The sequence below is a fragment of the Rhodococcus sp. MurmanLake-1 genome, from assembly GCF_056945715.1.
Genome location: NZ_JBWZNF010000001.1, coordinates 1 through 23060, shown reverse-complemented (window position 1 = coordinate 23060; position 23060 = coordinate 1). Strand labels below are relative to the sequence as shown.

At 62.3% G+C, this 23060-nt stretch carries 23 protein-coding genes, 1 tRNA gene and 1 rRNA gene; 5 read left to right on the top strand and 20 right to left on the bottom strand.

The features are described from left to right. Positions 1-54 precede the first annotated feature (54 nt). From AC2ETI_RS00125 to AC2ETI_RS00115, 3 genes are all read left to right on the top strand, one after another. Entirely contained in the window at positions 55-735 is a 681-nt protein-coding gene (locus tag AC2ETI_RS00125) for a hypothetical protein (protein WP_041686197.1), read from the top strand. 35 nt (positions 736-770) lie between these two features. Next, positions 771-1112, top strand: coding sequence for a hypothetical protein (locus tag AC2ETI_RS00120; RefSeq protein ID WP_020907856.1), 342 nt, complete (start codon positions 771-773; stop codon positions 1110-1112). Between the two features lie 551 nt (positions 1113-1663). After that, entirely contained in the window at positions 1664-2842 is a 1179-nt protein-coding gene (locus AC2ETI_RS00115; RefSeq protein WP_483633431.1) for an SHOCT domain-containing protein, read from the top strand. Positions 2843-3107: 265 nt separating this feature from the next. Here AC2ETI_RS00115 and AC2ETI_RS00110 read toward each other — a convergent pair whose 3' ends face one another. Further along, the gene (locus AC2ETI_RS00110) at positions 3108-3542 is read right to left on the bottom strand and encodes a hypothetical protein (protein ID WP_020907859.1); all 435 of its coding nucleotides are present in this window, start codon (positions 3540-3542) and stop codon (positions 3108-3110) included. A gap of 466 nt (positions 3543-4008) precedes the next feature. On the opposite strand from AC2ETI_RS00110, the gene AC2ETI_RS00105 reads away from it, so the two are divergent. Continuing rightward, positions 4009-4434 carry a hypothetical protein gene (locus tag AC2ETI_RS00105; protein WP_020969706.1) on the top strand — a complete coding sequence of 142 codons (426 nt, stop codon included), beginning with the start codon at positions 4009-4011 and terminating at the stop codon, positions 4432-4434. 15 nt (positions 4435-4449) lie between these two features. Beyond that, positions 4450-4815: a hypothetical protein gene (locus AC2ETI_RS00100; RefSeq protein ID WP_020969707.1), complete on the top strand. Its 366-nt coding sequence runs from the start codon at positions 4450-4452 to the stop codon at positions 4813-4815. A gap of 61 nt (positions 4816-4876) precedes the next feature. Here AC2ETI_RS00100 and AC2ETI_RS00095 read toward each other — a convergent pair. The 19 genes from AC2ETI_RS00095 to rrf all read right to left on the bottom strand — a co-directional run. Then, positions 4877-4950: transfer RNA gene (locus AC2ETI_RS00095), tRNA-Pro, on the bottom strand. A 102-nt stretch (positions 4951-5052) separates the two neighbouring features. Then, positions 5053-6480 (bottom strand): ribosome biogenesis GTPase Der, encoded by a 1428-nt coding sequence (gene der, locus AC2ETI_RS00090; protein ID WP_019748583.1) that lies wholly within the window; start codon positions 6478-6480, stop codon positions 5053-5055. Then, positions 6477-7157, bottom strand: a complete 681-nt coding sequence (gene cmk, locus AC2ETI_RS00085) for a (d)CMP kinase (protein WP_029255443.1) — start codon at positions 7155-7157, stop codon at positions 6477-6479. The genes der and cmk overlap by 4 nt, the downstream gene beginning before the upstream one ends. An 11-nt stretch (positions 7158-7168) precedes the next feature. Then, positions 7169-8590: a pseudouridine synthase gene (locus AC2ETI_RS00080; protein WP_308370691.1), complete on the bottom strand. Its 1422-nt coding sequence runs from the start codon at positions 8588-8590 to the stop codon at positions 7169-7171. 77 nt (positions 8591-8667) lie between these two features. Further along, positions 8668-9396, bottom strand: a complete 729-nt coding sequence (gene scpB / locus AC2ETI_RS00075; protein WP_229757153.1) for an SMC-Scp complex subunit ScpB — start codon at positions 9394-9396, stop codon at positions 8668-8670. Then, complete coding sequence (locus AC2ETI_RS00070; protein WP_483633430.1) at positions 9393-10265, bottom strand: segregation and condensation protein A; 873 nt, start codon at positions 10263-10265, stop codon at positions 9393-9395. Before AC2ETI_RS00070 ends, scpB begins: the two co-directional genes overlap by 4 nt. Next, positions 10265-11278: a ParA family protein gene (locus tag AC2ETI_RS00065; RefSeq protein WP_020969711.1), complete on the bottom strand. Its 1014-nt coding sequence runs from the start codon at positions 11276-11278 to the stop codon at positions 10265-10267. The genes AC2ETI_RS00070 and AC2ETI_RS00065 overlap by 1 nt, the downstream gene beginning before the upstream one ends. 143 nt (positions 11279-11421) lie before the next feature. Next, positions 11422-12345 carry a site-specific tyrosine recombinase XerD gene (gene xerD, locus AC2ETI_RS00060; protein ID WP_019748588.1) on the bottom strand — a complete coding sequence of 308 codons (924 nt, stop codon included), beginning with the start codon at positions 12343-12345 and terminating at the stop codon, positions 11422-11424. A gap of 1 nt (position 12346) precedes the next feature. Next, positions 12347-12979, bottom strand: a complete 633-nt coding sequence (locus AC2ETI_RS00055) for an NUDIX domain-containing protein (RefSeq protein WP_483633429.1) — start codon at positions 12977-12979, stop codon at positions 12347-12349. Positions 12980-12985: 6 nt separating this feature from the next. Next, the gene (locus AC2ETI_RS00050; RefSeq protein ID WP_483633428.1) at positions 12986-14746 is read right to left on the bottom strand and encodes a CTP synthase; all 1761 of its coding nucleotides are present in this window, start codon (positions 14744-14746) and stop codon (positions 12986-12988) included. A gap of 156 nt (positions 14747-14902) precedes the next feature. Continuing rightward, on the bottom strand, positions 14903-15856 hold the full coding sequence (locus AC2ETI_RS00045; protein WP_019748590.1) for a copper transporter: 954 nt from the start codon (positions 15854-15856) through the stop codon (positions 14903-14905). Then, positions 15853-17037: a putative cytokinetic ring protein SteA gene (steA, locus tag AC2ETI_RS00040; RefSeq protein WP_019748591.1), complete on the bottom strand. Its 1185-nt coding sequence runs from the start codon at positions 17035-17037 to the stop codon at positions 15853-15855. Before steA ends, AC2ETI_RS00045 begins: the two co-directional genes overlap by 4 nt. An 86-nt stretch (positions 17038-17123) precedes the next feature. Beyond that, a complete protein-coding gene (gene recN, locus AC2ETI_RS00035) occupies positions 17124-18902 on the bottom strand; it encodes a DNA repair protein RecN (RefSeq protein ID WP_003946143.1) in 1779 nt (592 codons plus the stop codon). 2 nt (positions 18903-18904) lie between these two features. Further along, entirely contained in the window at positions 18905-19852 is a 948-nt protein-coding gene (locus AC2ETI_RS00030; protein WP_019748593.1) for an NAD kinase, read from the bottom strand. After that, positions 19849-20706: a TlyA family RNA methyltransferase gene (locus AC2ETI_RS00025; protein WP_019748594.1), complete on the bottom strand. Its 858-nt coding sequence runs from the start codon at positions 20704-20706 to the stop codon at positions 19849-19851. The genes AC2ETI_RS00030 and AC2ETI_RS00025 overlap by 4 nt, the downstream gene beginning before the upstream one ends. Position 20707: 1 nt before the next feature. Continuing rightward, positions 20708-20950: a hypothetical protein gene (locus AC2ETI_RS00020; RefSeq protein WP_019748595.1), complete on the bottom strand. Its 243-nt coding sequence runs from the start codon at positions 20948-20950 to the stop codon at positions 20708-20710. Between the two features lie 76 nt (positions 20951-21026). Beyond that, positions 21027-22010 carry an HAD-IIA family hydrolase gene (locus tag AC2ETI_RS00015; protein ID WP_483633427.1) on the bottom strand — a complete coding sequence of 328 codons (984 nt, stop codon included), beginning with the start codon at positions 22008-22010 and terminating at the stop codon, positions 21027-21029. Beyond that, positions 22007-22924, bottom strand: a complete 918-nt coding sequence (locus AC2ETI_RS00010) for a hypothetical protein (protein WP_483633426.1) — start codon at positions 22922-22924, stop codon at positions 22007-22009. Before AC2ETI_RS00010 ends, AC2ETI_RS00015 begins: the two co-directional genes overlap by 4 nt. 61 nt (positions 22925-22985) lie before the next feature. After that, positions 22986-23060: ribosomal RNA gene (rrf, locus tag AC2ETI_RS00005) — 5S ribosomal RNA — on the bottom strand; the annotation flags it as partial.

Below are 23060 nucleotides of genomic sequence, written 5' to 3'. Positions count from 1 at the left end.
GAATGAGACTGCCGTTGTGCCGAATCCTCGCGCAGGATGGGTCAAGATGGCTTGATGTGGAAACAGGCACTCGGGTTTGCTTTGTTCGGTGCGACCGTTGCCATCGTCACGGCGGCGCTGACACAAGGATCGTCACAGGCGTCGGCCACGATCACCCTCTTTTCGGGTGGCACGACAATCTCGGGCTTCGCGGGTGAATCGCAATGGGCCTGGCCCATCGAGGCTGCGGTGATCGGCGCCGTTCTGGGCGCGCTGACCGGGCTCGTACTCCACCTCGCGGGTGTGCGAATCTCCGGAGGTCAGGACAATCGAATGCTTCGAACTGTGGTGGCAGGCCTCGTGGGAGTCACGCTTGGGTTGACGCCCCTGTTGGTCTTGATCAGCATGGCATTCACCAGGTCGGTTGACATCGGATGGTCCCCGCTCCTGGTTTATGCCGTCAGCGGTTTCCTGGCCTACGGTCTGGCGGTCGCCGCCGTGTTCGGAGTTCTTCGCGCTGCCGGGGATCGACTTACTACGCGCACGGCGCAGGCGGTGGCGGCGATGCTTCCGGTCGGGGCGTTGGCGGCGACGACTGTAGGTGTCGGTACTGCGTGGAGGCTGGGCTTTTCCACCGCCGCTCCCACCTGGATCGCGGTCGTACTGCTGGTGGTTCTCGTATTGGCCATGACGTTCGTTGCGGCCCGGGCGTGGGCTCTACGGATTCAGCCTCGTGACTTACCAGAAGTCGCATAGGCAGTGGGACGATTGATTCGGACGGGTGCGTTGAGATGAGGGGCGAACGAATCTTCGCGGGACTCGTCGTCGGCCTCCTACTGGGGCTGTTCGGCTACCTGCCATTGGTACTCCTGTGGCAACACTTCGCGGATGTCCCGCAGCCGCAGCTGTATCCGAACCGTTCGTTCACGTCGTTCGGGCCCAACCCACCACCGCTCACCTACTGGATAAGTTGGGCGGCGCCTGCCGCCGTGTTCGTCTTGCTCGGACTTATGACTATTCCCAGTCGCACCGGCCGGCAATTCGCGATGCCATTGGTGTTTGCGTTCCTTCCGGTCGCTGCAATGGTGGCGTGGTTCTGGATCTCGATGGAACTGTTCTTCAGCCCCGACTGAAAAAGCCGCAACGAGGCATGCGCCAGTGGGATGTTCGGACTCGAACGACACGTCACACCGGTCATTCACTACCTGATCCTTCGCTGCCACAACTCCAAAGACGAGGACGAAGTTGTCGACGGTGGTCGCCCGCAGCCCGCGGAGCTCACCCATTACTTTCCGGCGAGCACAAGGGGCGAACGGGAGCAAACGAAGCGTGAGGTGTACCTGAGCTGTGCTGACAACTGGGTCGCCGAGCGCGATTCCGAAGTGGTTAGACTTCTGGGAAGTCCGATTCGGAAATCTGCTGCGCTTCGTTAGTGTCACCAGCATCCCACAGACTCGGAGTTGGAAGTGCTTTGGTCTGTCATGACGCATGTACTACGAGGCGACACTCGAAGCGACCAAGCATTGACTTGATAAGCGACCGATCATAAATTGATCACACTGCGCCGCATTCGAAACACGCGTTCATCACCGCTCACCGACAGTTGACCAACATCCGCGAGTGCACGTCCAAAGTACTTCAAAGCGTCGCAGTCCGAGTTCGGAGATCGACGGCTTTAGCCTGAGTGGTTTCTGAGCGAGAAACATTACCGACCGTTGCGGCGATAAAGTACTCAACTGAAGCATCAGCCACTCAACGGCATTCAGCCCTTGACGAAGGAACATACTTTGGCACCCCAACACGCCCCAAGCTGAAGGAAAAAGTTGCCGAGAAGTGGGCGACAAGCATTCGAGGACAACTCTTTCCAGGCGAAGAGATTTGGGCCTTGGCCAAGACGAATCAAGTCAGGCCTACGCTGGAGGGATTGGCAATTACGAATGCCCGCGTCATGGCTTTCAGCAGCATCGATGTCGCCACGGCCGGACCTCGAGTGTCCGTGGAGGCAGACAACATCGCCCGCTTCGAAATCGTCAAGAAGATGACCGGCAAACACCTTCACGTCACAGATCTCGGACAGCAAACGCTTCAGTTTGGCGCAATCAATGACGCGGACGTCGACTTCGTCTGTCACTATGTCCATCATCTCGCGTCAGCGGGTTTTCCTCCCGGAATGCGTGAGATCCTCATAACGCGAAGCATGGCCACAACCGAATCTGCGCGCGCACGTGACGTCGGCCGATCCGAAGTGGAAATCATTGGAGCACCGCTCAAGGAAGTCGCGTGGCGAACCATCGACGAACACACAACCCCAGACGAATTGCCCTGGTTCGTAATCAACGCTGGTTCCGCTGGATTCCTTGCTGCGTTCGAAGACCGTCTCATCGTCGCGAAAGTCGGTGGTATGGCCGGCTTTATGACGGGGTCGATGGGTGGTGGTCGAGTTACGTCCTTCCCATACTCCGACATCACCAACATCGAATACAACAGCGGGATGATGACTGGCGTTCTCGAAGTACTGACGCCGAGCTATCAGGGAACTTCGAACCACGACTACTGGAGGTCTGCTGGCGCGGGCCCAAACAAGGCCGGTGCCAGTCCATTCACTCTTTCAAACTGCCTCCCCCTCCCCAAAGCGCAACACAGAATAGCCCTTCCGCGCCTAACCGACCTGCAGAAGAAGATCATCGACTACAAGCGTCCTACGATCAATGTGCAGCACACTCCGAGTTCGATCACCACCGCACCGCCAATAGGTCTAGCGGGAGAACTCCAAAACCTCGCCAACCTCCACCATCAGGGAATACTCGACGAAGCGGAATTCGCCGCAGCGAAACAAGCAACAATTTCGCGCCACTCTACCTAACAACGTATTGCGCATGTGGACTCAGCACCACAGCCTCGTGTCAGAATCAATTGCACTTGAAGGGCACCTCCGCCGACTGAACCCCACCGCGCATAGATCTACCAATGCGGAGTTGAGTGGCGACGGGTAGTAGCGCTCGAGCTTAACGGGAGATGGAGGCGCGGCCACATGTCTTCGCCAAGACCTTCCAATATCAAAGATCTCGCTCGAGCAACGCAAAATTCCTGGCCCGCGGACATTGAATCCCGAGTTCCGACCTATTGCGTCACTCCGCGCCTAGCCCGCACCGAAGCCCGCCCTTGTTGCGCAATGCGATCCCCTGATGCACTGCGGCAAGTACCAATGCCAGCACTGCCGCAGGGAGGCTCCCCACCATCGAGAGCAGAGAAGGCATATCCGAGCTGAAAGCGGTAAAGAAACCCACTACTGCAGCGCAGAGCATTGTCGCCGAGACGATCCAGGAAACTAATGGTCGCGGAATCACGGCTGGAATGACGCACAGAGCCACCGGCAACGCCAGCACCAAGAAGAGCTCCCGCCCGAAATAGTCGTGAATCGAGCGGTAACAATCGGCAGAACTGAGCGGGCCGAGGCCTATTTCACAATCGGTGATCTCGTACAGCGGCCACTGTGCCGTCGCGGATCCTAGAATCCCGGTGGCAACCGCCAATACAACCCACGCGATCCGAATCCCCGTCATACGAAGAGATCATGCCAGTAGGGAAAATTGTGCGCCGGCGCAGAAAGCGGTTGCAACCCAAAATGCACGAAGGAGCGATAACGTCGACGGTAATCGAAGAAGGGACCAACGACGTTGATCGCATTGGGCGCACTGATTCTTGCTACTGCTGCCCATGTCTACGGCGCTCGCCTCGCAGCTCACGGAAACTACGGGTGGAGAATACCTCTCGCGGTGGGACCGTCCTCATCGCGAGCGGCACAGCGGGTTCGGCGTGCTCAACTCGCAGGTTAGGTTTTGAGCCTGATCGGGACATTCCGCGTCGTTGACAACTATTGGGAGACAGCACCTCTTTTGAGGGCGGGTATCGCAGTCGCTGTACTCGGAATAGTTAACTGCCTGCCGAGTTTGACTGTCACTCTGATGCACAATCGACGGCCGCAACAGGCTTCAAGTTTTCGCGCATGTTTTGTGGAAGGGTGCTTGCATGGCAACACAACCGCATGGCCAGTCCATAACCCCGGCGTGGAAAGTATTCACGGCCATCGGTTTTGCAGGTGTTGTGGGCGCTGCCGTGACGTACTTCCGAGACGGGTCCACTTTGGCGATCATTGGCGGGATGGTCATCCTCGCGATTGGCCTGCCGCTTACTGTCTGGTCCTTCCTGCGAATGCTGCGTGAGAATCGAGGACATCGCCTTCATTGGTGGAGAACACCGCCGGTCAATCCGAGGAACGTCGACCTGTCTCGTGCTGTCGGCATTCCGACTACAATTTTCGGTGCATTGATCATTTGGCTGAATACAGCAGGTTCGGCGCCGTGGTGGTTGGCAGCAATCTTTACCGCCATTCTGATCGCGCTCTTCGGAGCAACCGTTGCCGTCCACAATATTCGCCTCAGTCAGCGAAACTGAGCTAGCCTTCCGCGCATGCCGGTTTCTGCGGATGCTCGCGAGCGCCTTCGGTCTTACCTGGATCCAGAGAACGAGATCCGGTACGTATTTCCAGCAGACGTTCTGATGAGCGCGAAACCGAGTGTGTTTGTCGTGGTGAGCCGAAAGGCGATCACCGTGTTGTCGACGAGCTTTCGGTCCAGAAAAGTGCCGAGGTCGATCCTCACCCAGTTTCCGAGAATGACCGTTCTCAGCCCGGTCGATACTGCATCCACACCGCACTTCACTGCGGCGGGCATTACGTACGAGATCGACGAAGAATATGTTGCAGTCGTGAATGCTGCCGACGCGGAGCTCACGTCACCGCAGGACTTCCCACGAGATCCGTTGCCGAACCTGTGAGGCACATACAAAAAAGGCAGTTTCTCATTTCTGAGAAACTGCCTTTTTGATCTAACTTCGGTCGGGCTGACAGGATTTGAACCTGCGACCACTTGACCCCCAGTCAAGTGCGCTACCAAGCTGCGCCACAGCCCGTCCCACGCCCTTGTTTCGGGCGCTTGAAAAGATTACATCAGGGACGGGCCGAAGTACCAATCGGCTGGTCAGAGCCTTTTCCGTACCGATTTGGACGCAGAATCAGCGGCCCTTACGGTCACGCTTCTCGCGCACTCGGACGGATACGCGGATCGGGCTGCCGTCGAAGTTGAACTCTTCACGCAGACGCCGCTCGATGAAGCGGCGGTAGCCGGCCTCGAGGAAGCCCGTGGTGAAGAGAACGAATGTCGGCGGGCGCGTGCTTGCCTGAGTCGCGAACATGATGCGAGGCAGGCGACCACCACGCATCGGAGGCGGCGTGGCCGCCACAACTTCCTTGAGCCAGGTGTTCAGGCGACCCGTGGGGATGCGCTTGTCCCAGGACTCCAGAGCCGTGTCGAGAGCCGGCACGAGCTTCGCCACAGCGCGACCGGTGTGGGCGGAGATGTTGACTCGCTGAGCCCACGGAACGCGGACCAGATCGCGGTCCACTTCCTTGTCCAGCATGAGTCGACGGTCCTCGTCCACGAGGTCCCACTTGTTGAATGCGATCACCAATGCACGACCCGTGTCGGCCACCATGCTCAGAACACGGAGGTCCTGCTCGGTGATCGGCTCGTGTGCGTCGATGAGCAGGATCGCGACCTCAGCGGCCTCGATCGCACTCTTCGTACGCAGCGACGCATAGAACTCCGCGCCGCTGGCATGGCTGACACGCTTGCGCAGACCAGCCGTGTCGACGAAACGCCAAGGGCGCCCGCCGAGTTCGACGATGGAGTCGACGGGGTCGACGGTGGTGCCGGCAACATTGTGCACGACGGACCGCTCGTCACCGGACAGCTTGTTGAGCAAGCTGGACTTTCCGACGTTCGGCTTTCCGACGAGAGCAACACGACGCGGGCCGCCGCCGGGGATACCTTCACGCGGGGTTTCCGGTAGCTTCTCGAGAACCTCGTCGAGCAGGTCGCCGGTACCGCGTCCGTGCGTCGCACTCACGGAGTACGGCTGACCGAGGCCCAAGGACCACAGCGCTGCAACCTCGGACTCGGTGCGTCCGTCGTCCACCTTGTTGGCAACGAGGATGACCGGAGTCTTCGAGCGGCGAAGCACTCGAGCGACAGCTTCGTCCGTCGTCGTAGCGCCGACAACGGCGTCGACGACCAGGAGAATGGCGTCAGCCGTTCCCATGGCCAATTCGGCCTGGCGGGCAACGGCCTGCTGAAGACCCTTTGCGTCGGGTTCCCATCCGCCGGTGTCCTGGACGAGGAAGCGCCGTCCGGCCCAGTTCGCCTCGTACGAGACGCGGTCACGGGTAACGCCGGGGATATCCTCGACTACCGCTTCACGACGGCCGATGATGCGGTTGACGAGCGTCGACTTGCCGACGTTCGGTCGACCGACAACAGCCAAGGTCGGGACGGCAATGTGCGCTTCGCCTTCGCCGTCCGCTTCGAGATCGGCGTAATCCCACTCCGATTCCTCGGACCAAGTTCCGTCACCGGCATATTCGGTTACCAGATCGTCGCTCACTGCACTGCTCCAGTTCTGTCGCTGACCACCAACAGCAACTTGGCGATCACATCTTCAATTCCCAATTCGCTCGTATCCACCAGGATGGAATCCTCGGCAGGGCGCAACGGCGACACTGCCCGAGTCGAATCGAGATGGTCACGGCGCTGCACATCAGCCAGCACCGCTTCGTAATTGTCTTCACGGCCTTGGCCGACGTTCTGCGTATTGCGCCGTGCTGCACGGGTTTCCGCCGATGCGGTCAAGAAGATCTTGACATCTGCATCGGGGAGTACGACGGTTCCGATGTCGCGACCTTCCACTACGATCCGCTCCGCACCGGCCGCCAACTCACGCTGAGTGGCGACCAGCAGGTCGCGAACCTCGGGCACAGCCGAGACCGCGGAGACAGCCTTGGTGACCGCGTCGCCGCGGATCTCCTCACTGACGTCCGCGCCGTCGAGATGCACCTGCTCACTGCTTGGATCGGTACCGATGGACCACGGCAATGCCGCAACGGCAGCGGTGATCGCGGCGGAATCAGCCAGATCGATTCCCTGACGAAGCACGTGCAGGGTCGCGATCCGGTAAATGGCTCCGGTGTCGAGGTAGCGAGCACCCAAACGCTGCGCCAACGCGCGAGAGACGCTGGACTTGCCGGTTCCGGACGGTCCGTCCATAGCGACTACCAGCGGCATGGACGAATCGGTCACAGGCCGACCGCCTCGTACAGTCCACCGACCTCGCTACGTCCGAGGACGCGCTGCGTTCCCGGACGCTGATCGCCGAGAGCGACAACTCCGACGTTGGTGCGAACCAGACGGACAACGGGGTGACCGACGGCATCGAGGAGACGACGCACGATGTGCTTGCGACCCTCGTGCAGAACGAGCTTGACGAGCGTCTTGCCCTCGTTGATCTCGAGCACGGTGAACGCGTCCACCTTGGCCGGACCGTCATCGAGAGTGACACCGTCACGAAGCTGCTTGCCGGTGCTGCGCTCGACAACGCCGTGAACCGTGGCGAGGTACGTCTTCGGAACCTCGAACGACGGGTGCATCAGGCGGTGAGCCAAGTCGCCGTCGTTGGTGAAGAGAAGCAAGCCTTCAGTGTCGGCGTCGAGACGGCCGACGTGGAAGAGCCGCTGACCCGACTGAACGCGCTCGGAGACGATGTCACCGACGCACGGACGACCGAGATCGTCGGACATGGTGCACTGCCAGCCACGCGGCTTGTTCATCGCAAGGTAGACGAGGTCCTTCTGCACGACGACGCGGACGCCGTCGACACGAACCACTGCGTTCTCGGGGTCGACACGCAGACCCTGCTCGACCACGATGCGGCCGTCGACCTCGACGCGACCCTGGTCGATCAGTTCTTCAGCTGCACGGCGTGATGCGACGCCGGCCTGAGCCAGTACCTTCTGCAAGCGGACGCCGTCGCCCTTCGGCGGGCCGTCGTGCTTGGTGATCTCGGCGTGCTGATGACGTGCCGGCTTGGCGTTGGACACCAACGGGTTCTGAGAGACCACGCGCTGCGGCTTCTCGGTCTTCGGCTTGCCACGCTTGTTGGTCGCCGGCGGTGTGGGAGCTGCCGGGCGCTTGCGCGGAGGTCCGTCGAACTTGGATCCACGAGGTGCGTTCGACCATGCGCCGCCGCGAGGAGCGTCGGGGCGTGCGCCGCGCTGATCGTCACTACGACGGTCGGCGCCACCGCGTGGTGCGCGACGGGCGTCGACGTGGGGGGTACGGCGGTCGTCGCTGCGCGGTCCGCGGCGATCGTCGTTGTAACCGCCGCGACGGTCATCCGTACGTGCGGGGCGACGGTCGTCGCTGCGCGGAGGGCGACGGTCGTCGCTGCGCGGAGGGCGACGGTCATCGCTGCGCGGCGGGCGACGGTCATCATTGAATCCACCGCGACGGTCGTCCGTGCGGGGACGGTCGGATCCGGCGTTGCGGTCGTATCCGGAGGTACTGCGGGAAGTGTTGCTGCGTCCACCACGGGGCGCTTCGCTACGTGCGCCGCGGGGGGCGTCGCTGCGACCACCACGGGGTGCATCGCTGCGTGCGCCGCGGTTGTCGCGGGAGTTGTTACGGTCCGGTGTGCCATCTCGGCGAGCGGGATTGTTCACTTTTTTCCTGTCAGTTTTCTACTGTTTCCCGAGCGTGGTCGGGTCTTTCTCGGTGCTGACGACGGCCGGTATTCCGGTCAGTCGTCGACTTCGGTGTCCACTACGTCAGCGGGCACGTCTGCCTTGTTCATTCTCGCAAATCGCGGATCGGATTCCAGGCTTTCGCTGATGTCGTCGATGAGATCGACATCAGGCAAGAGCGGGGCCAACTCCGGGAGCTCGCTGAGCGAGGCCAGGCCGAGCCGTTCGAGGAACAGTTCGGTCGTGGAGTACCGTGTCGCGTTGGTGTCCGGGTCAGGCCCGGCTTCCGCGATCAGTCCGCGGGCAAGGAGGGTGCGTACCACCCCGTCCACGTTGACGCCTCGTACCGCACTGATCCGCGCACGAGTCAACGGTTGACGGTATGCGACTACGGCCAAAGTTTCCAATGCCGCCCTGGTCAATTTGGTGCGTGCGCCGTCCAATAGCAGCTTTTCCACGTACGGGGCAAACTCTTGTCGCGTGTACAGACGCCATCCGTCGCCCGCGTAGCGAAGGTCCATTCCGCTGCCGCGAGCGGTCAATGCGGCCGACATCGACGTCAGGCGTTCTTCGACGCGCTCCGGCGCGGTTCCGGTGACAGATGCGAGTTGGTTCACTTCCGCCGGCGAATCCACGACAAGCAGAAGCGACTCCAGCACTGCGTCGAGTTGATCGTCGTCGAGGTCGAAATCGGGTGCAGACTCTTCGGACTCCGAGGCGTCGTCGGTAGGCTCGATAATCTCGTCTAGCTGCGAAGACTCTGATTCCGTCGGTTCGGCGTTCATCCGTAGTCCTCCTCTGTGACCGGCGCGGCCGGGTCGTCTCCGGTCCAACTCACCATCAGCGGTCCGAGGGCCTCGGGTTGCTCGAATACGATGACCTGCCGGCGATACAGCTCGAGCAATGCGAGAAACCTTGCCACTATCTCGACGGTGATTTCGCACTCGGCAACGAGGTCCCCGAATGGTGTCCACTCCCCGATGCCTCGCTCGCGCAGCAACTCGAGAATTCGCTCGGCCTGTTCGGGTATCGAGATATTGGACACATGGAGGTGATCGAGGCCCACTGTCGGCACTGGACGCGGTGTGAACACCGTCGCCGCGATCTCCGCAAAACGCTGAGGGTCGACGCCCAACAACACCTCGGGCAGGAGTTCGGTGAACTGATCCTCGACGGCAACCGAGCGCGGATAGCGCCGCATCGCTGCTTCCTCCAACTCACCGAACAGCGCCGCAACCTGTTTGTACGCCCGGTACTGCAGCAGTCTCGCGAAGAGAAGATCACGTGCTTCGAGAAGCGCCAGATCCTCCGCGTCCTCGACCTGACCGGCGGGCAACAACCTGGCCGCTTTCAGATCCAGAAGCGTAGCTGCGACGACCAGGAATTCCGTCGTCTGATCAAGGCCCATCGCACTGCCGAGTTCCTTGGTGTACGCGATGAAATCGTCCGTGACGGTGTGAAGGGCGACTTCGGTGACGTCGAGCTGCCGTTGATTGATCAGGTTCAACAGCAGATCGAACGGGCCTTCGAAGTTTCGGAGAGTGACTCGGAAACCGGCAGCCTTGGCTGCGGTCTGAGCGTCGGTCGGCACGTTCGGATCGATCGAATCCGGCTCGACTTCGACCGGATCTTCTTGCGATGCAATCAGTTCCACTAACGACCAGACCGGTGAATGACCTCGCGGGCCAAGGCTCGATATGCCTCGGCGCCAGCCGATTTCGGCGCCCACGTCGTGATCGGCTCACCGGCGACGCTGGTTTCGGGGAATCGAACGGTGCGGTTGATCACCGTGTCGTAGACGACGTCGCCGAACACCTCGACCACTCGCGCCATCACCTCACGAGCGTGCAGGGTCCGGGCGTCGAACATCGTGACGACGATGCCGGCCAACTCGAGCTTCGGATTGAGACGGTCGTGCACCTTTTCGACGGTGTCGTTGAGAAGTGCCAGGCCGCGCAGGCTGAAGTACTCGCATTCCATCGGAATGATGACCGAATCGGCGCACGCCAGCGCATTCACCGTGAGCAGGCCAAGCGACGGCTGGCAGTCGATGAGCACGTAGTCGTACCGATCGAGAACCGGGTGCAACACGCGTCCCAAAGTCTGCTCACGCCCGACCTCGGTGACCAATTGAATCTCGGCGGCCGAAAGGTCGATGTTGCTGGGGAGCAGGTCCAGACCGTCCACCCGAGTGCGCATCAACACGTCGTCAATGGACACACGCGGTTCGACCAGGAGATTGTGGACGGTCAGTTCCAGGTCGTGATGCTGAACGCCCAGACCAGCAGACAACGCTCCTTGGGGATCGAGATCCACCAGGAGCACTCGGCGACCGTATTCGGCCAACGACGCACCCAGGTTGATGGTCGACGTCGTCTTGCCGACGCCGCCCTTCTGGTTGCACATCGCGATGATCATCGCGGGTCCGTGATGCGCCAACGGTGTCGGTTGGGGTACCTCGCGGACCGGCCGGCCCGTCGGACCGAGTTCTTCCGTGGAAACAGCAGGGGTTTCCGCAGGTGGAGAGGCTACTGGCGTCGTATCTATTTCGAACATCGCCTCTGGTTCGGAGGGTACAGCTGGTGCTGATTCGTTCACGCGCTCGAAGAGTTGGGCATTGACATGCGGCGGCGCGGACTCCGCCGCTGGTGGCTGCGATGTCGACACGGTCCGATGCTCCCCTACTCTTTCGGCGGTTGCTCTCGGCGCCGGCAAACCTCCGAAACTGCGGTGGAGGCCGCTCGCGCTCCTTGAACGCTACCGCTTACATCACCGAATGGTCTCGCAGACACGCATGAGCCAACCAACGCCTAACGGGCGCGTGGGTGTGCCTGAGCCCACACTTCGCGCAGCGCTGTGACGGTGACCAGTGTGTAGATCTGCGTCGTGGTTACCGAAGCGTGACCGAGAAGTTCCTGCACGACGCGTACGTCCGCGCCACCGTCGAGCAGGTGTGTGGCAAACGAGTGCCTGAGCGTATGGGGTGAGACGTCCGCCTTGATCCCGGCCGACGCGGCGGCGTCCTGAAGAATCTGCCATGCACTCTGACGCGAGAGGCGTCCCCCGCGAGCGTTGAGAAAGAGGGCAGGAACACCACGCGTCGCGAGGCTGGGGCGCCCGCGGACGAGATACGCGTCGACGGCGGCGATCGCCGGCCTGCCGACGGGGACGATCCGCTGCTTGCCGCCCTTGCCCTTGAGCAGCACGGAACGGGTTTCGGTGTCGATGTCGTCGACGTCCAGATCGATCGCCTCGGTGATGCGTGCTCCGGTCGAGTACAGAAGCTCTAAGAGAGCGCGATCCCTCAGGTCGCGGGGCCCGTCACCGGCCGCACCGCCACCCGAAGCGTCGAGTAGGGCGATCACGTCGTCGAGCGGCAGAGCTTTGGGCAACTTGCGTCCGGGCGTCGGCGGCTTGACCGTCCGAGCCACATCGACACCGACCAGGCCCTCGGCGGCGGAAAACTTGTGGAATCCGCGGACCGCGATCAGGGTCCTCGCTGCCGAACTGGCTGCCAACGGTACGACTCCGGCATCTTTGTCACCCAGGCGCAGATGTGTCACGAATTCGGTGACGTCGTTCTCCGTCACGCCCGCGACGTCGTCGATGCCGCGCCCGTTCAGGTACTCCGCATACCGATTCAGGTCGCGGCGATACGAAAGCAGAGTGTTGCGCGCAGATCCTCGCTCGACCGCTAGATGGTCGAGATACGAGTCCACCTGTCGGGCAAGCACTTCAGGCTCGCGACTTGCGTTCTCCGAATGCGCGAGGACGATCGGGCCACGGTGCGTCGGCGGGGCGTAGCGGCTTTCCCGTCGAGCGTGCGGTAGCGATCGCGAGAATGCCCGATACCGCGGTGGCATTGACGATGTCACCGCGCAGCGCCATGTCGACGGCGTCGGCGAGCGGAACTCGCGAAATCTCGAGATCGGCTTCTTCGTGTTCGGGATCGTCGCGCTCCACCTCGTGCAGCCCCTCGGCGAGGAAGACGCGAACCGCCTCGTCCGTGAACCCGGGTGAGAGAGCTACATCGACCAGCACCGACCATCGATCGGCGCCGAGTCCGGTTTCTTCGCCCAGCTCACGCGCCGCCGCCTCGACCGGGCTCTCCCCCGCAGCGTCGAGCAGACCGGCAGGGATTTCCCACAACCGGTGCCCGAGCGGGTGACGGTACTGGTGAATCAGCACCAGGTTGTCGTGCTCGTCCAGTGCCACGACGGCAACGGCGCCGTGGTGTTCGACGACTTCCCGATCGGCACGCTGACCACCAGGCATCGTAACGGTGTCGACGCGCAACGCGATGATCGCGCCGGTGTAGACCGTCTTGGAGCCGAGGGTGTCGAATTCGTGCCGACCGGGATCGCTCATGTGTGGCTAGACCTTTTCCACGTTCTCGACTGCAGCGTCGAGCGCCGTCTCGGTGGCAGCGGTGTCGATCTTCTCGTCACCGTGGACGTCGACGGGCAGGCGCTCTTCGAGCTTGTACGTCAACGCTGCTTCGACGAAGGCGGCGAACAGCGGGTGCGGGCGCGTCGGGCGGCTCTTGAGCTCCGGGTGTGCCTGGGTGGCAACGAAGAACGGATGCTGCTCACGCGGGTACTCGACGAACTCGACCAGGTGACCGTCCGGCGAGGTTCCGCTGAACTGCAAGCCGGACTTGGTAATCCGGTCGCGGTACGTGTTGTTGACCTCGTAGCGGTGACGGTGACGCTCGGAGACGTCCTCGGTTCCGTAGGCCTGAGCGACGACGGAACCCTTGGTCAGCACGGCCGGGTAAGCACCCAGACGCATTGTGCCACCGAGGTCGGCGTCACCGGCGATGACGTCTTCCTGATCAGCCATCGTGGAGATGACCGGGTGCTTGGTGTCCGGCTCGAACTCGGCCGAGTTGGCATCGTCGAGGCCGACGCTGCGAGCAGCTTCGATGACGACGCACTGCAGACCCAGGCACAGACCCAGCAGCGGCAGCTTGCGTGAACGTGCGAAACGGATCGCGCCGAGCTTGCCCTCGATGCCGCGGATGCCGAAGCCGCCCGGGATCAGAACACCGTCGACGTCACCGAGAGCGGCCTGCGCTCCGGCTTCGGTCTCACAGGCGTCCGACGGAACCCAGGAGATCTCGACCTTGGACCGGTTCGCGAATCCACCGGCGCGCAGAGCCTCGGTGACGGAGAGGTATGCGTCGGGCAGGTCGACGTACTTGCCGACCAACGCGACCCGCACGGTCTCACGCGGCTGGTGAACACGATCGAGGAGGTTGCCCCACACGGTCCAGTCGACGTCGCGGAACGGGAGACCGAGCTGGCGAACGACGTAGGCGTCGAGGCCCTCACGGTGCAGAACCTTCGGGATGTCGTAGATCGAGGGAGCGTCGGGCGTCGAGATGCAGGCGTCGACGTCCACGTCGCACATCAGGGCGATCTTGTTCTTGAGGCCCTGCGGAACGTCACGATCGCAACGAAGGATCAGCGCGTCGGGCTGAATGCCGATGCTGCGCAAGGACGCAACCGAGTGCTGCGTGGGCTTGGTCTTGAGTTCTCCGGAGGGGCCGAGGTACGGCACGAGGGAGACGTGCAGGAAGAAGACGTTGTCGCGGCCGACGTCGTGGCGGACCTGGCGAGCGGCTTCGAGGAAGGGCTGCGATTCGATGTCGCCGACGGTTCCACCGATTTCGGTGATCACGACATCCGGGCGGTGTCCCTGCAGATCCGGGCCGCTCATCTCGAGGATGCGACGCTTGATCTCATCGGTGATGTGCGGGATGACCTGAACGGTGTCACCGAGGTACTCGCCACGACGTTCCTTGGCGATGACCGTCGAGTACACCTGGCCGGTGGTGACGTTCGCCTGACCGGATAGGTCACGGTCGAGGAACCGCTCGTAGTGCCCGACGTCGAGGTCGGTCTCGGCACCGTCTTCGGTGACGAAGACCTCGCCGTGCTGGAAGGGGTTCATGGTGCCCGGATCCACATTGAGATAGGGATCGAGCTTCTGCATGGTCACGCGCATTCCCCGCGCGGTCAACAACTGTCCCAGGCTCGAGGCGGTCAAACCTTTGCCGAGCGAGGAAGCTACACCTCCGCTGACGAAGATGTGCTTGGTGGCGGTACGCGTGTTAGTGCGTGACTGTGGCAAAGGGGCTCCCGTGACGACTGTGCAGGGCTTGGTCTGATGAAGCATGCTGGGGCCTGCCGACCCACGGGATTTCACGGTAACACCTATCGGGGGTCGGTGCCTACAACGCGCCGACTTTCCGCCCCCGATGTGACCGGCGTATCAATACCGGGGTGTTCAGTTGGTGGGTGCGCCGACGGTAACCGCCGCCGCTCCCGGTCCCGTGCCGTAGCGGCCGGCGCCGCCGTTCAACTGTTCCTGAAGTGCCAACGGCGTCGTGATCTTGCCCGATTCCCGGTCGATGTTGTCGATGGTCGTCAAGCCCGCTGAGAGCGCCGCGTCCGCACGCGCGACGGCAACCGGACCACTGCCCTCGGCCGAGCCAGGCCGGCCCGCGAGAATCGTTCCTGCGCCGCGTCCGTCGAGAGCACCGGCAAACCGGGCGATGACGGCGCCGCGGTTACCCGTGGCTGCGTCGGATTCACTCTTGTTGTCGCCGGTGAGAACCACCGCGAGCTGAGCCGGCTTGACCGCTCCGTCGTCGTAGCTGATGAAACCGGCGCTACGCAGCGAGTCGAGCGCGAGATTCATCTCGTCCGGAGTGCTCTGCGGTTCGCTGTTCTGCCCGTTGAGAAGCAGAACCGAACCGAGCAGATCACCCGCGAGACTGCCCTGATCGACCGCACCGGTCTTGAGAGTGATCCCCGCAGGGATGACATTGGTGACGACGGTCCGCAAGCGGTCACCACCGGTGGCGTCGACAAACGAATCGGTGAGCGAGACGCGTCCGGTCACGGCACCGCCGGCGGCAGTGACGAGTCGGTTGACACCGTCGAGATCACTGGGATCCGCGTCCGGTGCCGTGATGACGACGACGGTGCGACCAGCGAGACTGTCACGCACGACGCGACCGCCGACAGCGGCATCGAAGCCGTCCGCGGAATTGAGTTGCTGCTGAAGCTGATTGGACTGTTGATTGAGGTCTTCGATCTCGTTCTGCAGGTCCGCCTTGTCGTCACGCAGACCGGACAGCAATCCACTCGACAGCATTCCGGAACCGAGCACCACGCCGATCGCGAGTGCCAGAAAGATTGCCGCTATGGAAATTGCATGTTGACGCATCGAAATCACTTGAAGAGCCCCTGAACCCACAGCGCGAAGCTGTTCCACGTTGCGATTGCCCAGTCGAGAACTTCACTACCGGCATTGGACACGACCAGGGCGACGATCACTGCCACCAGGGCGGCGAGCACCAGGAGCGCGATCGCGCCGCCGGACACTCGACTTCGATACAGCGTTGCCACAGCCTTGGCGTCGACCAGTTTCGGTCCAACCTTGAGCCGTGTCATGAACGCCGACGGATTGCTTTCACGACGCCCACGGTCGAAGAACTCGTCCAAGGACACCACGTTGCCGACCGTCACGATCAGTGAAGCTCCGTGGTGATCGGCAAGCAGCAGGGCAAGGTCGGTCGGTGAGCAGGTCGCCGGGAACGTCATCGCCCCGATACCGAGATCCTGGATTCGGGAAAGCCCCGCCGCATGACCGTCCTGGTCTGCAGGCAGAACAACTTCCGCGCCGGACTTGAGCGTGGAACTGGTGATTTCCTCCGGGTCGCCCACGATCAGATCGGGGCGGTATCCGGCCTTGCTCAACACGTCCGCACCTGCGCCGACACCGATCAAGATCGGCGAATACTCCTTGATGAAGGGCTTGAGGTTCTTCAGATCGGTCTCGCGTTCGGGGCCGTCGGAGACGACCACGACATGGCGGTCCTTCAAGTCGATATCGATGTCCGGAACACCGATTCCGTCGATGAGCAACGGGCTTTCGGTGCGGATGAACTCGATGGTGTTACCCGAGAACGCTTCCAAGTGATCGACCAGGCCGGTCTTGGCCTCGATCATCCGGTCGGATATTTCGGCCTCGGTCTGCTCTTCACCCTTGACGAGGCTCTTCTCGCCGTTGAAGATCTCGCCCTCGTGCAGGCGGATCTTGCTTCCGTCCTTGATGTTCTTGAAGACATCACCGTCGACAGCATCGACGAGAACGATGTCGTTGGCGACGATCACTTCCGGTCCGAGGTTGGGGTACCGCCCCGAAATCGACGGCGACGCGTTGACCACGGCCATGACTCCGGCTTTCACCAGAGCATCGGCGGTCCGGCGATCGATGTCGACTTCGTCGAGGATCACGATGTCTCCAGGACCGACACGGCGTAGAAGCTTCGCCGTGTTCCGATCGGCCCTGGCGATGCCACTGATCCCAGGCAAGGATTCGGTGTTACGTGAGAGCAATCCGGGCATCTTCATGGCTTCGATGATGAACCTGAAACCGCGTTGACCGGTGGAGGCGCGCCGACAACTACCACATCAGTCACACCAACACCACAGAACCTTCAATCTGTGACGCGGGCCGCATTCGCGATCTCGAGCAGTTCTTCGGCGTGCGCACGACCGGTTTCGGTGTCGTCCAGCCCTGCCAACATACGGGCCAATTCGACCACCCGATCCGAATCCGACAAGGTCCGCACGCCACTGCTCACCACTCCGCCTTTGTCGTCGACCTTGTCCACCACGAGGTGGGTGTCGGCAAACGCAGCAACCTGCGGAAGGTGGGTGACGACGATAACCTGATGCGTGCGAGCAAGTTTCGCCAATCGGCGGCCGATCTCGACAGCAGCGCGGCCACCGACCCCCGCGTCCACCTCGTCGAAAACCATCGTCGCACCGGTGTCGCTACCAGCGAGAACAACCTCGAGCGCCAGCATGACGCGTGACAGCTCACCACCGGAAGCGCTCTTGCTGATCGGAAGTGACGGTGCCCCACTGTGCGCGGACAGGCGAAATTCCACCTCGTCGACGCCGGCAGACCCGGCATGAAGGTCTACTCCCCCGACACTGAGCGGCGCCGAGTCCTGCGGGCCGGCAGGCTGCGAACGCACAGTCACCTCGAGGCCCGCACGTCCCATCGCCAGACCGGCGAGTTCCGCGCTGACGGCTTTGGCGAGCTTTGCCGCCGCCTTGACTCGCGCGGCGCTCAGCTTGGTAGCGGCTTCCGCGGTCAGGCCAGCCGTCTCCTCGACCTGCTTGGCCAACAGTGACAACGCATCCGAGGACACGTCGAGTTTGGATAGACGAGCGCGAGCAGTATCTGCCCATTCGAGAACACCGTCGACATCGGCGGCGTACTTGCGAGTCAGAGTCTTCAGTTCCGATTGCCGCGACAACAAAGAGTCCAGAGCACCCGGGTCTGCGGGCAGCCCGGACAGGTAGGTGTTCAGGTCACCGGCAACGTCGGTGACGACGGCAATAGCGTCGGCCAACCGGGAACCGAGGCCATCCAGATCGGCGTCGGTGACCGACTCGATGCGCGCCCTCGCTTCGGACATCAGGTCTAGCGCCGGCATGACACCGACGTCGCCGCTTGCCATGTCGTCACTACCGGCGAGCGCAGCGTGCGCCTCTTCCGCAGCCGAGCGGAGCGAATCGAGTTCACTGAGTCGACGAACTTCGGCAACGATCGCCGTGTCCTCGCCGGGCTCGGGTGCCACGCCGTCGATTTCGTTGAGCGCGAAGGTCAACTGATCTGCTTCTTGTGCCAGTTCACGAGCCTTCGACGTGCGCTCGATCAACTCCGAACGAGCATCGAGCCATTCACGACGGTGTTTGCGGTACCTCGTCAGCAGCGTTCCGATTGCCTTGTCCCCGAAGCGGTCCAGCGCGTTGCGTTGCTGGTCGGGACGAAGCAATCGCAGCTGATCGTTCTGTCCGTGGACAGTCAGAAGTGGGTCCGTGAATTCGGAGAGAACTCCCGCCGGCACGCTTCGTCCGCCGAGATGAGCCCGTGACCGCCCATCGCTGCCGACTGTCCGAACAGCGATGATGGTCCCGTCCTCGTCGCGCTCGGCGCCGGACGATTCCAGGATTCGGACGATCTCACGCTCGGTGGCCGGTGAGACGTCGTCGGCGATGAATCGTCCTTCGACAACGGCTCGCGACGCGCCCAACCGCACTCGACCGGCATCCGCTCGCGCTCCGCTGAGGAGGTGCAAGCTGGTGACGACCATCGTTTTACCTGCGCCGGTTTCACCGGTCAGGACGGTCAGGCCCTCGTGAAACTGGGCGCTGGCCTCGGAGATCACACCAAGACTGTCGATACGGATCTCTGCGAGCACGATTAAGGCTTCCTTCCTCGCCATCCGGTAACCGGAAGCTCGAACTTGCGAACCATCCGATCAGCGAAAGGCGCAGAGTCCAACCGGACCCACTTGACGGGAGTGGCGCCGCGAACGATCTCGACGCGAGCGCCGGCAGGCAGTTCCAACGTGCGACGGCCGTCGCAGAAGACCAGGCCGTCGTGGCTGCCTGCGACGGTCTCCACCGCGATAATCGAATTCGGGCTGGTGACCAACGGCCGCGCGAACAGCGCGTGCGCGTTGCTGGGTACGACGAGCAATGCTTCGAGTTCGGGCCACACGACGGGGCCGCCTGCGGAAAATGCATAAGCGGTCGAGCCTGTGGGAGTGGACACGAGAACACCGTCGCAACCGAACGCGGACACCGGTCTGCCATCGACTTCGAGGACAACTTCGAGAACTCCCAGACGCGAACGGTTCTCGATACTGGCCTCGTTGAGCGCCCACCCGCGGTCGATGATCTCGTCGTCCACCCGAATCACGACGTCGAGTGTCATACGGGACTCGACGCGATATTCCTTGCGAACTACCTGTGCGAGAGCCTCGTCGAGATGCTCGGCCTCGGTCTCTGCCAGAAATCCGATCCGTCCGAGGTTGATGCCCAGTACAGGAATGGACGCTTCTTGAGCGAGTTCGGCGGCGCGCAGAAACGTGCCGTCGCCACCGAGAACAAGTACCAACTCGCATCCAACGGCAGCATCAGGGCCGGGATGAACAACCGTGACGTCGAGACCCGGCGCAGAGAAACCCTCTGGTTCCGTCATTGCTTCGATGCGCGAGCTGTCTGCTTCGTCGACGAGGACTCGCAGTCCAATTCCCGCGCGCTCGAAGATCTTCCCGACCCGCTTGGCAGTTTCCGTGATGTCGCGTCGACCAGGGTGTGCGACAAGAAGGATCTCGCGCGACTCGCCGTTCGTGACCGCGTTCACTGGGGCCCTTCCTCTACAGCCTTGCGAATCATGTCCTCCACCGTAGGAATTCCCTCGGTGTTCGTCTCGGCGTCGGTATCCGTCTCTTCGTCGCCGGATGTACCCGTCTTTCGAAGCCACAGGAAATACTCGACATTTCCCGACGGACCGGGCAATGGGCTGGCCACGACACCTAACGTCCGCAGACCTACCTTTGCAGCAGCCTCCGACACGTCGAGCACAGCGGAGATTCGCAATTCCGGATCTCGTACGACGCCACCGGCACCGACGCGGTCCTTGCCCACCTCGAACTGAGGCTTGACCATCGGAACCAGGTCCGCGCCGTCAGCGGTACAGGCGACAAACGCCCCGAGTACCAGTTTGAGAGAGATGAACGACAGGTCCGCGACAACGAGATCGACAGTTCCGCCGATCGTCTCGGCATCGATAGCGCGAACATTGGTTCGGTCGATGACATGCACTCGGTCGTCGGACTGCAGGCGCCACACCAATTGGCCGTAACCGACGTCGACGGCGACAACTTCCTTCGCACCGCGTGTCAGCAGAACGTCCGTGAACCCGCCGGTGGAAGCGCCGGCGTCGAGGCACCGGCGACCTTCGACCGTCAATCCTTCGGCACCGAAGGCGTCAAGGGCACCGATCAGTTTGTGAGCACCGCGCGACGCCCACGAGACTTCCTGCTCCACCTCGACGACCCGAAGCGGCGTTCCGGCTTCGATCGCCGTCGCGGGCTTGGTCGCAACGGCTCCGGAAATGAGAACTCGGCCCGCGGAGATCAGTTCTTGCGCATGATCTCTCGATCGTGCCAGACCGCGACGAACCAATTCGGCGTCCACCCGTGCTCTACGTGCCACGTCAAGCCCTGTCCACAGAGGCGAGTGCCTGGACTAGCACCTCGTGTGCCTGTTCCAAAATATGTGCCTTCTGCGGAATCACACCTGCTCCGTGATGATCGTTCGGATCGTGTTCGATGCCGCCGAGGCGTGCCAGCAAACCGTCGACGTCAGAACGTATTCGTTCCGGATCGACGGTAGGGCGTGACCCGGGCAGCGGTGATCCGTTGCTCGAGTTTCCGGGGTGCGGTGTCGGCGTGCTCATCGGGCACAACGTTAGTGCATGACTCTCGGTTGCGCATACACCCACACCCCCGCGAGTCGAACACATTTGCGAGAAATCAGACGAGCCAGGAAGCAAACAGATCCGCCACGCCGGCATCCGACGCTTCCAGGGTCTGGAACGACGGATTAGCCCATGCGACAGGCGCAACCGCACGTAGAAGCGACATCTCGTCCCCGACAACCGGGCCGTCGACAACCAGCGCCGACCCGTTCACGGAGACAGACCACTTGGAGTCCGCACCGACCAGCGATTCGACGGCCGGCTGATTGAGCGAATCCAGAGTTGCTGCAATGTAGGTGGGGCGCTGCTCAATCGGCGCCCGCAGTACGTCGCCCGGCGTGCTCACACCGGTCAGTACCAACAGTGAGTCGATCGAAACAGCATGTGCGCCTTCGATATCAGTGTCCAAGCGATCACCGACGACCAGTGGACGCGAGCACCCACTGCGTGCAAGCGCATCCTCCATCAGCGGTGCAGCAGGCTTGCCTGCCACCAAGGGTTCCTGCCTCGTGGCGGCGCGCAGAGCCGCCACCATCGAGCCGTTGCCGAGCACCAAACCCCGTTCCGACGGCAGTGTGGTGTCCAGGTTCGCAGCCACCCACAACGCCCCGGCCCTGATCGCCAAGCATGCCTCGGCGAGGATCGACCAGTTGGTCTCCGTCGAATGTCCTTGGACGACTGCAACCGGGGAATGCGCGAATTCGCGCACCGGAAGCAAACCGACGCGCGTCACCTCGTCGGCCAATGCATCTGTACCGACGACGAGTACAGCGGCACCGGGTTCGAGACGCTCAGCCAACAGGCGCACCGCCGTCTGAGAACTGGTGACCACGCGATCGTCTTCGGAATCGAAACCGAGTTCGGTCAGATGCGCGGACACTGCCGAAGGCGAGCGACTCGCATTGTTGGTCACGTAGTACAGAGCCTGCGTACCCTGACCCAACGCGGCCTGGGTGCCGGGAATCGCATGAGCTCCGGCGTACAGCGTGCCGTCGAGATCGAGCAAAAGTACGTCGTACTGAGTACGAAGCACGGTCACTGATCTTCTCCGGTCAACTCGGCCACCCGTTCTTCAGCATCCGTGTCACCCTCGAGGTCTGCAGCTGCAGCATTGAGGAACCACTTCAATCCGTCTTCGACACGACCTGCTGCAACGAGGGCATCAGCGTACGCATAGAAAAGCCGAGCCGCCGCTTCACCGGTACGCGCTGCGTCAAGATCCTTGGTCTGCAGTGTGACAACTGCCTGATCGAACTGACCGAGATCCATGCGGGCGCCGGCGACCACGATCCTCAACTCCGAAGCCTCGTCGCCCGAAAGCAGGGCAGCCTCGTCGCTACGACCGAGCTCGATTGCGCGTTCGGGTCGACCCAAACCGCGTTCACAGTCGGCCATGACAGCGATCAGACCCGGTCCACCAGCCATTCGACGGGCAGCGCGAAGCTCGGAGAGAGCTTCAGCCCATTCACCGGCGTGGTACGCGGTGATTCCAGCAGCTTCACGAACGACCGCAATTCGGCCGGCGCGCTGACGAGCAGCGCGCGCGTGGAGCAGTGCAAGTTCCGGGTCTTCGTCGACAAGCTTGCCTGCCATGACGAGGTGACGCGCAACTGTGTTGGCGTTGTCCTTGTCGAGGCTGAGCAGATCTCGACGCACGGCCGGGTCCAACTCGGTGGGCTCTACGTTGTCGGGCAAATCCGGTTCGTCAGGTCGTGCTTGCTGACGGTTGCGGTCGCCGTCGCGTCCACGAGGGGTGAACCCACCCTCGCCGCCGCGACGCTGTCCGCCGTTGAATCCGCCGCCACGGTTGTTGTCTCCGGCACCACCGCGGCGGTCTCCGCCTGCAGCGCCGCGTGATCCACGCCCGTCGTTGTCACGACGGGGGCCACCTGATCGAGGCGCTCCTCCCCCACGGAAGGACCGACGCTCGTCGCCATTCTCCGACACAGTCATTCCTCTCATACAACGCACGAAAGGGGACCCAATATGTTGGGTCCCCTTTCGGTTAACGGGTGTTCGGCGGTGTCCTACTCTCCCACACCCTGTCGAGTGCAGTACCATCGGCGCTGAAGGGCTTAGCTTCCGGGTT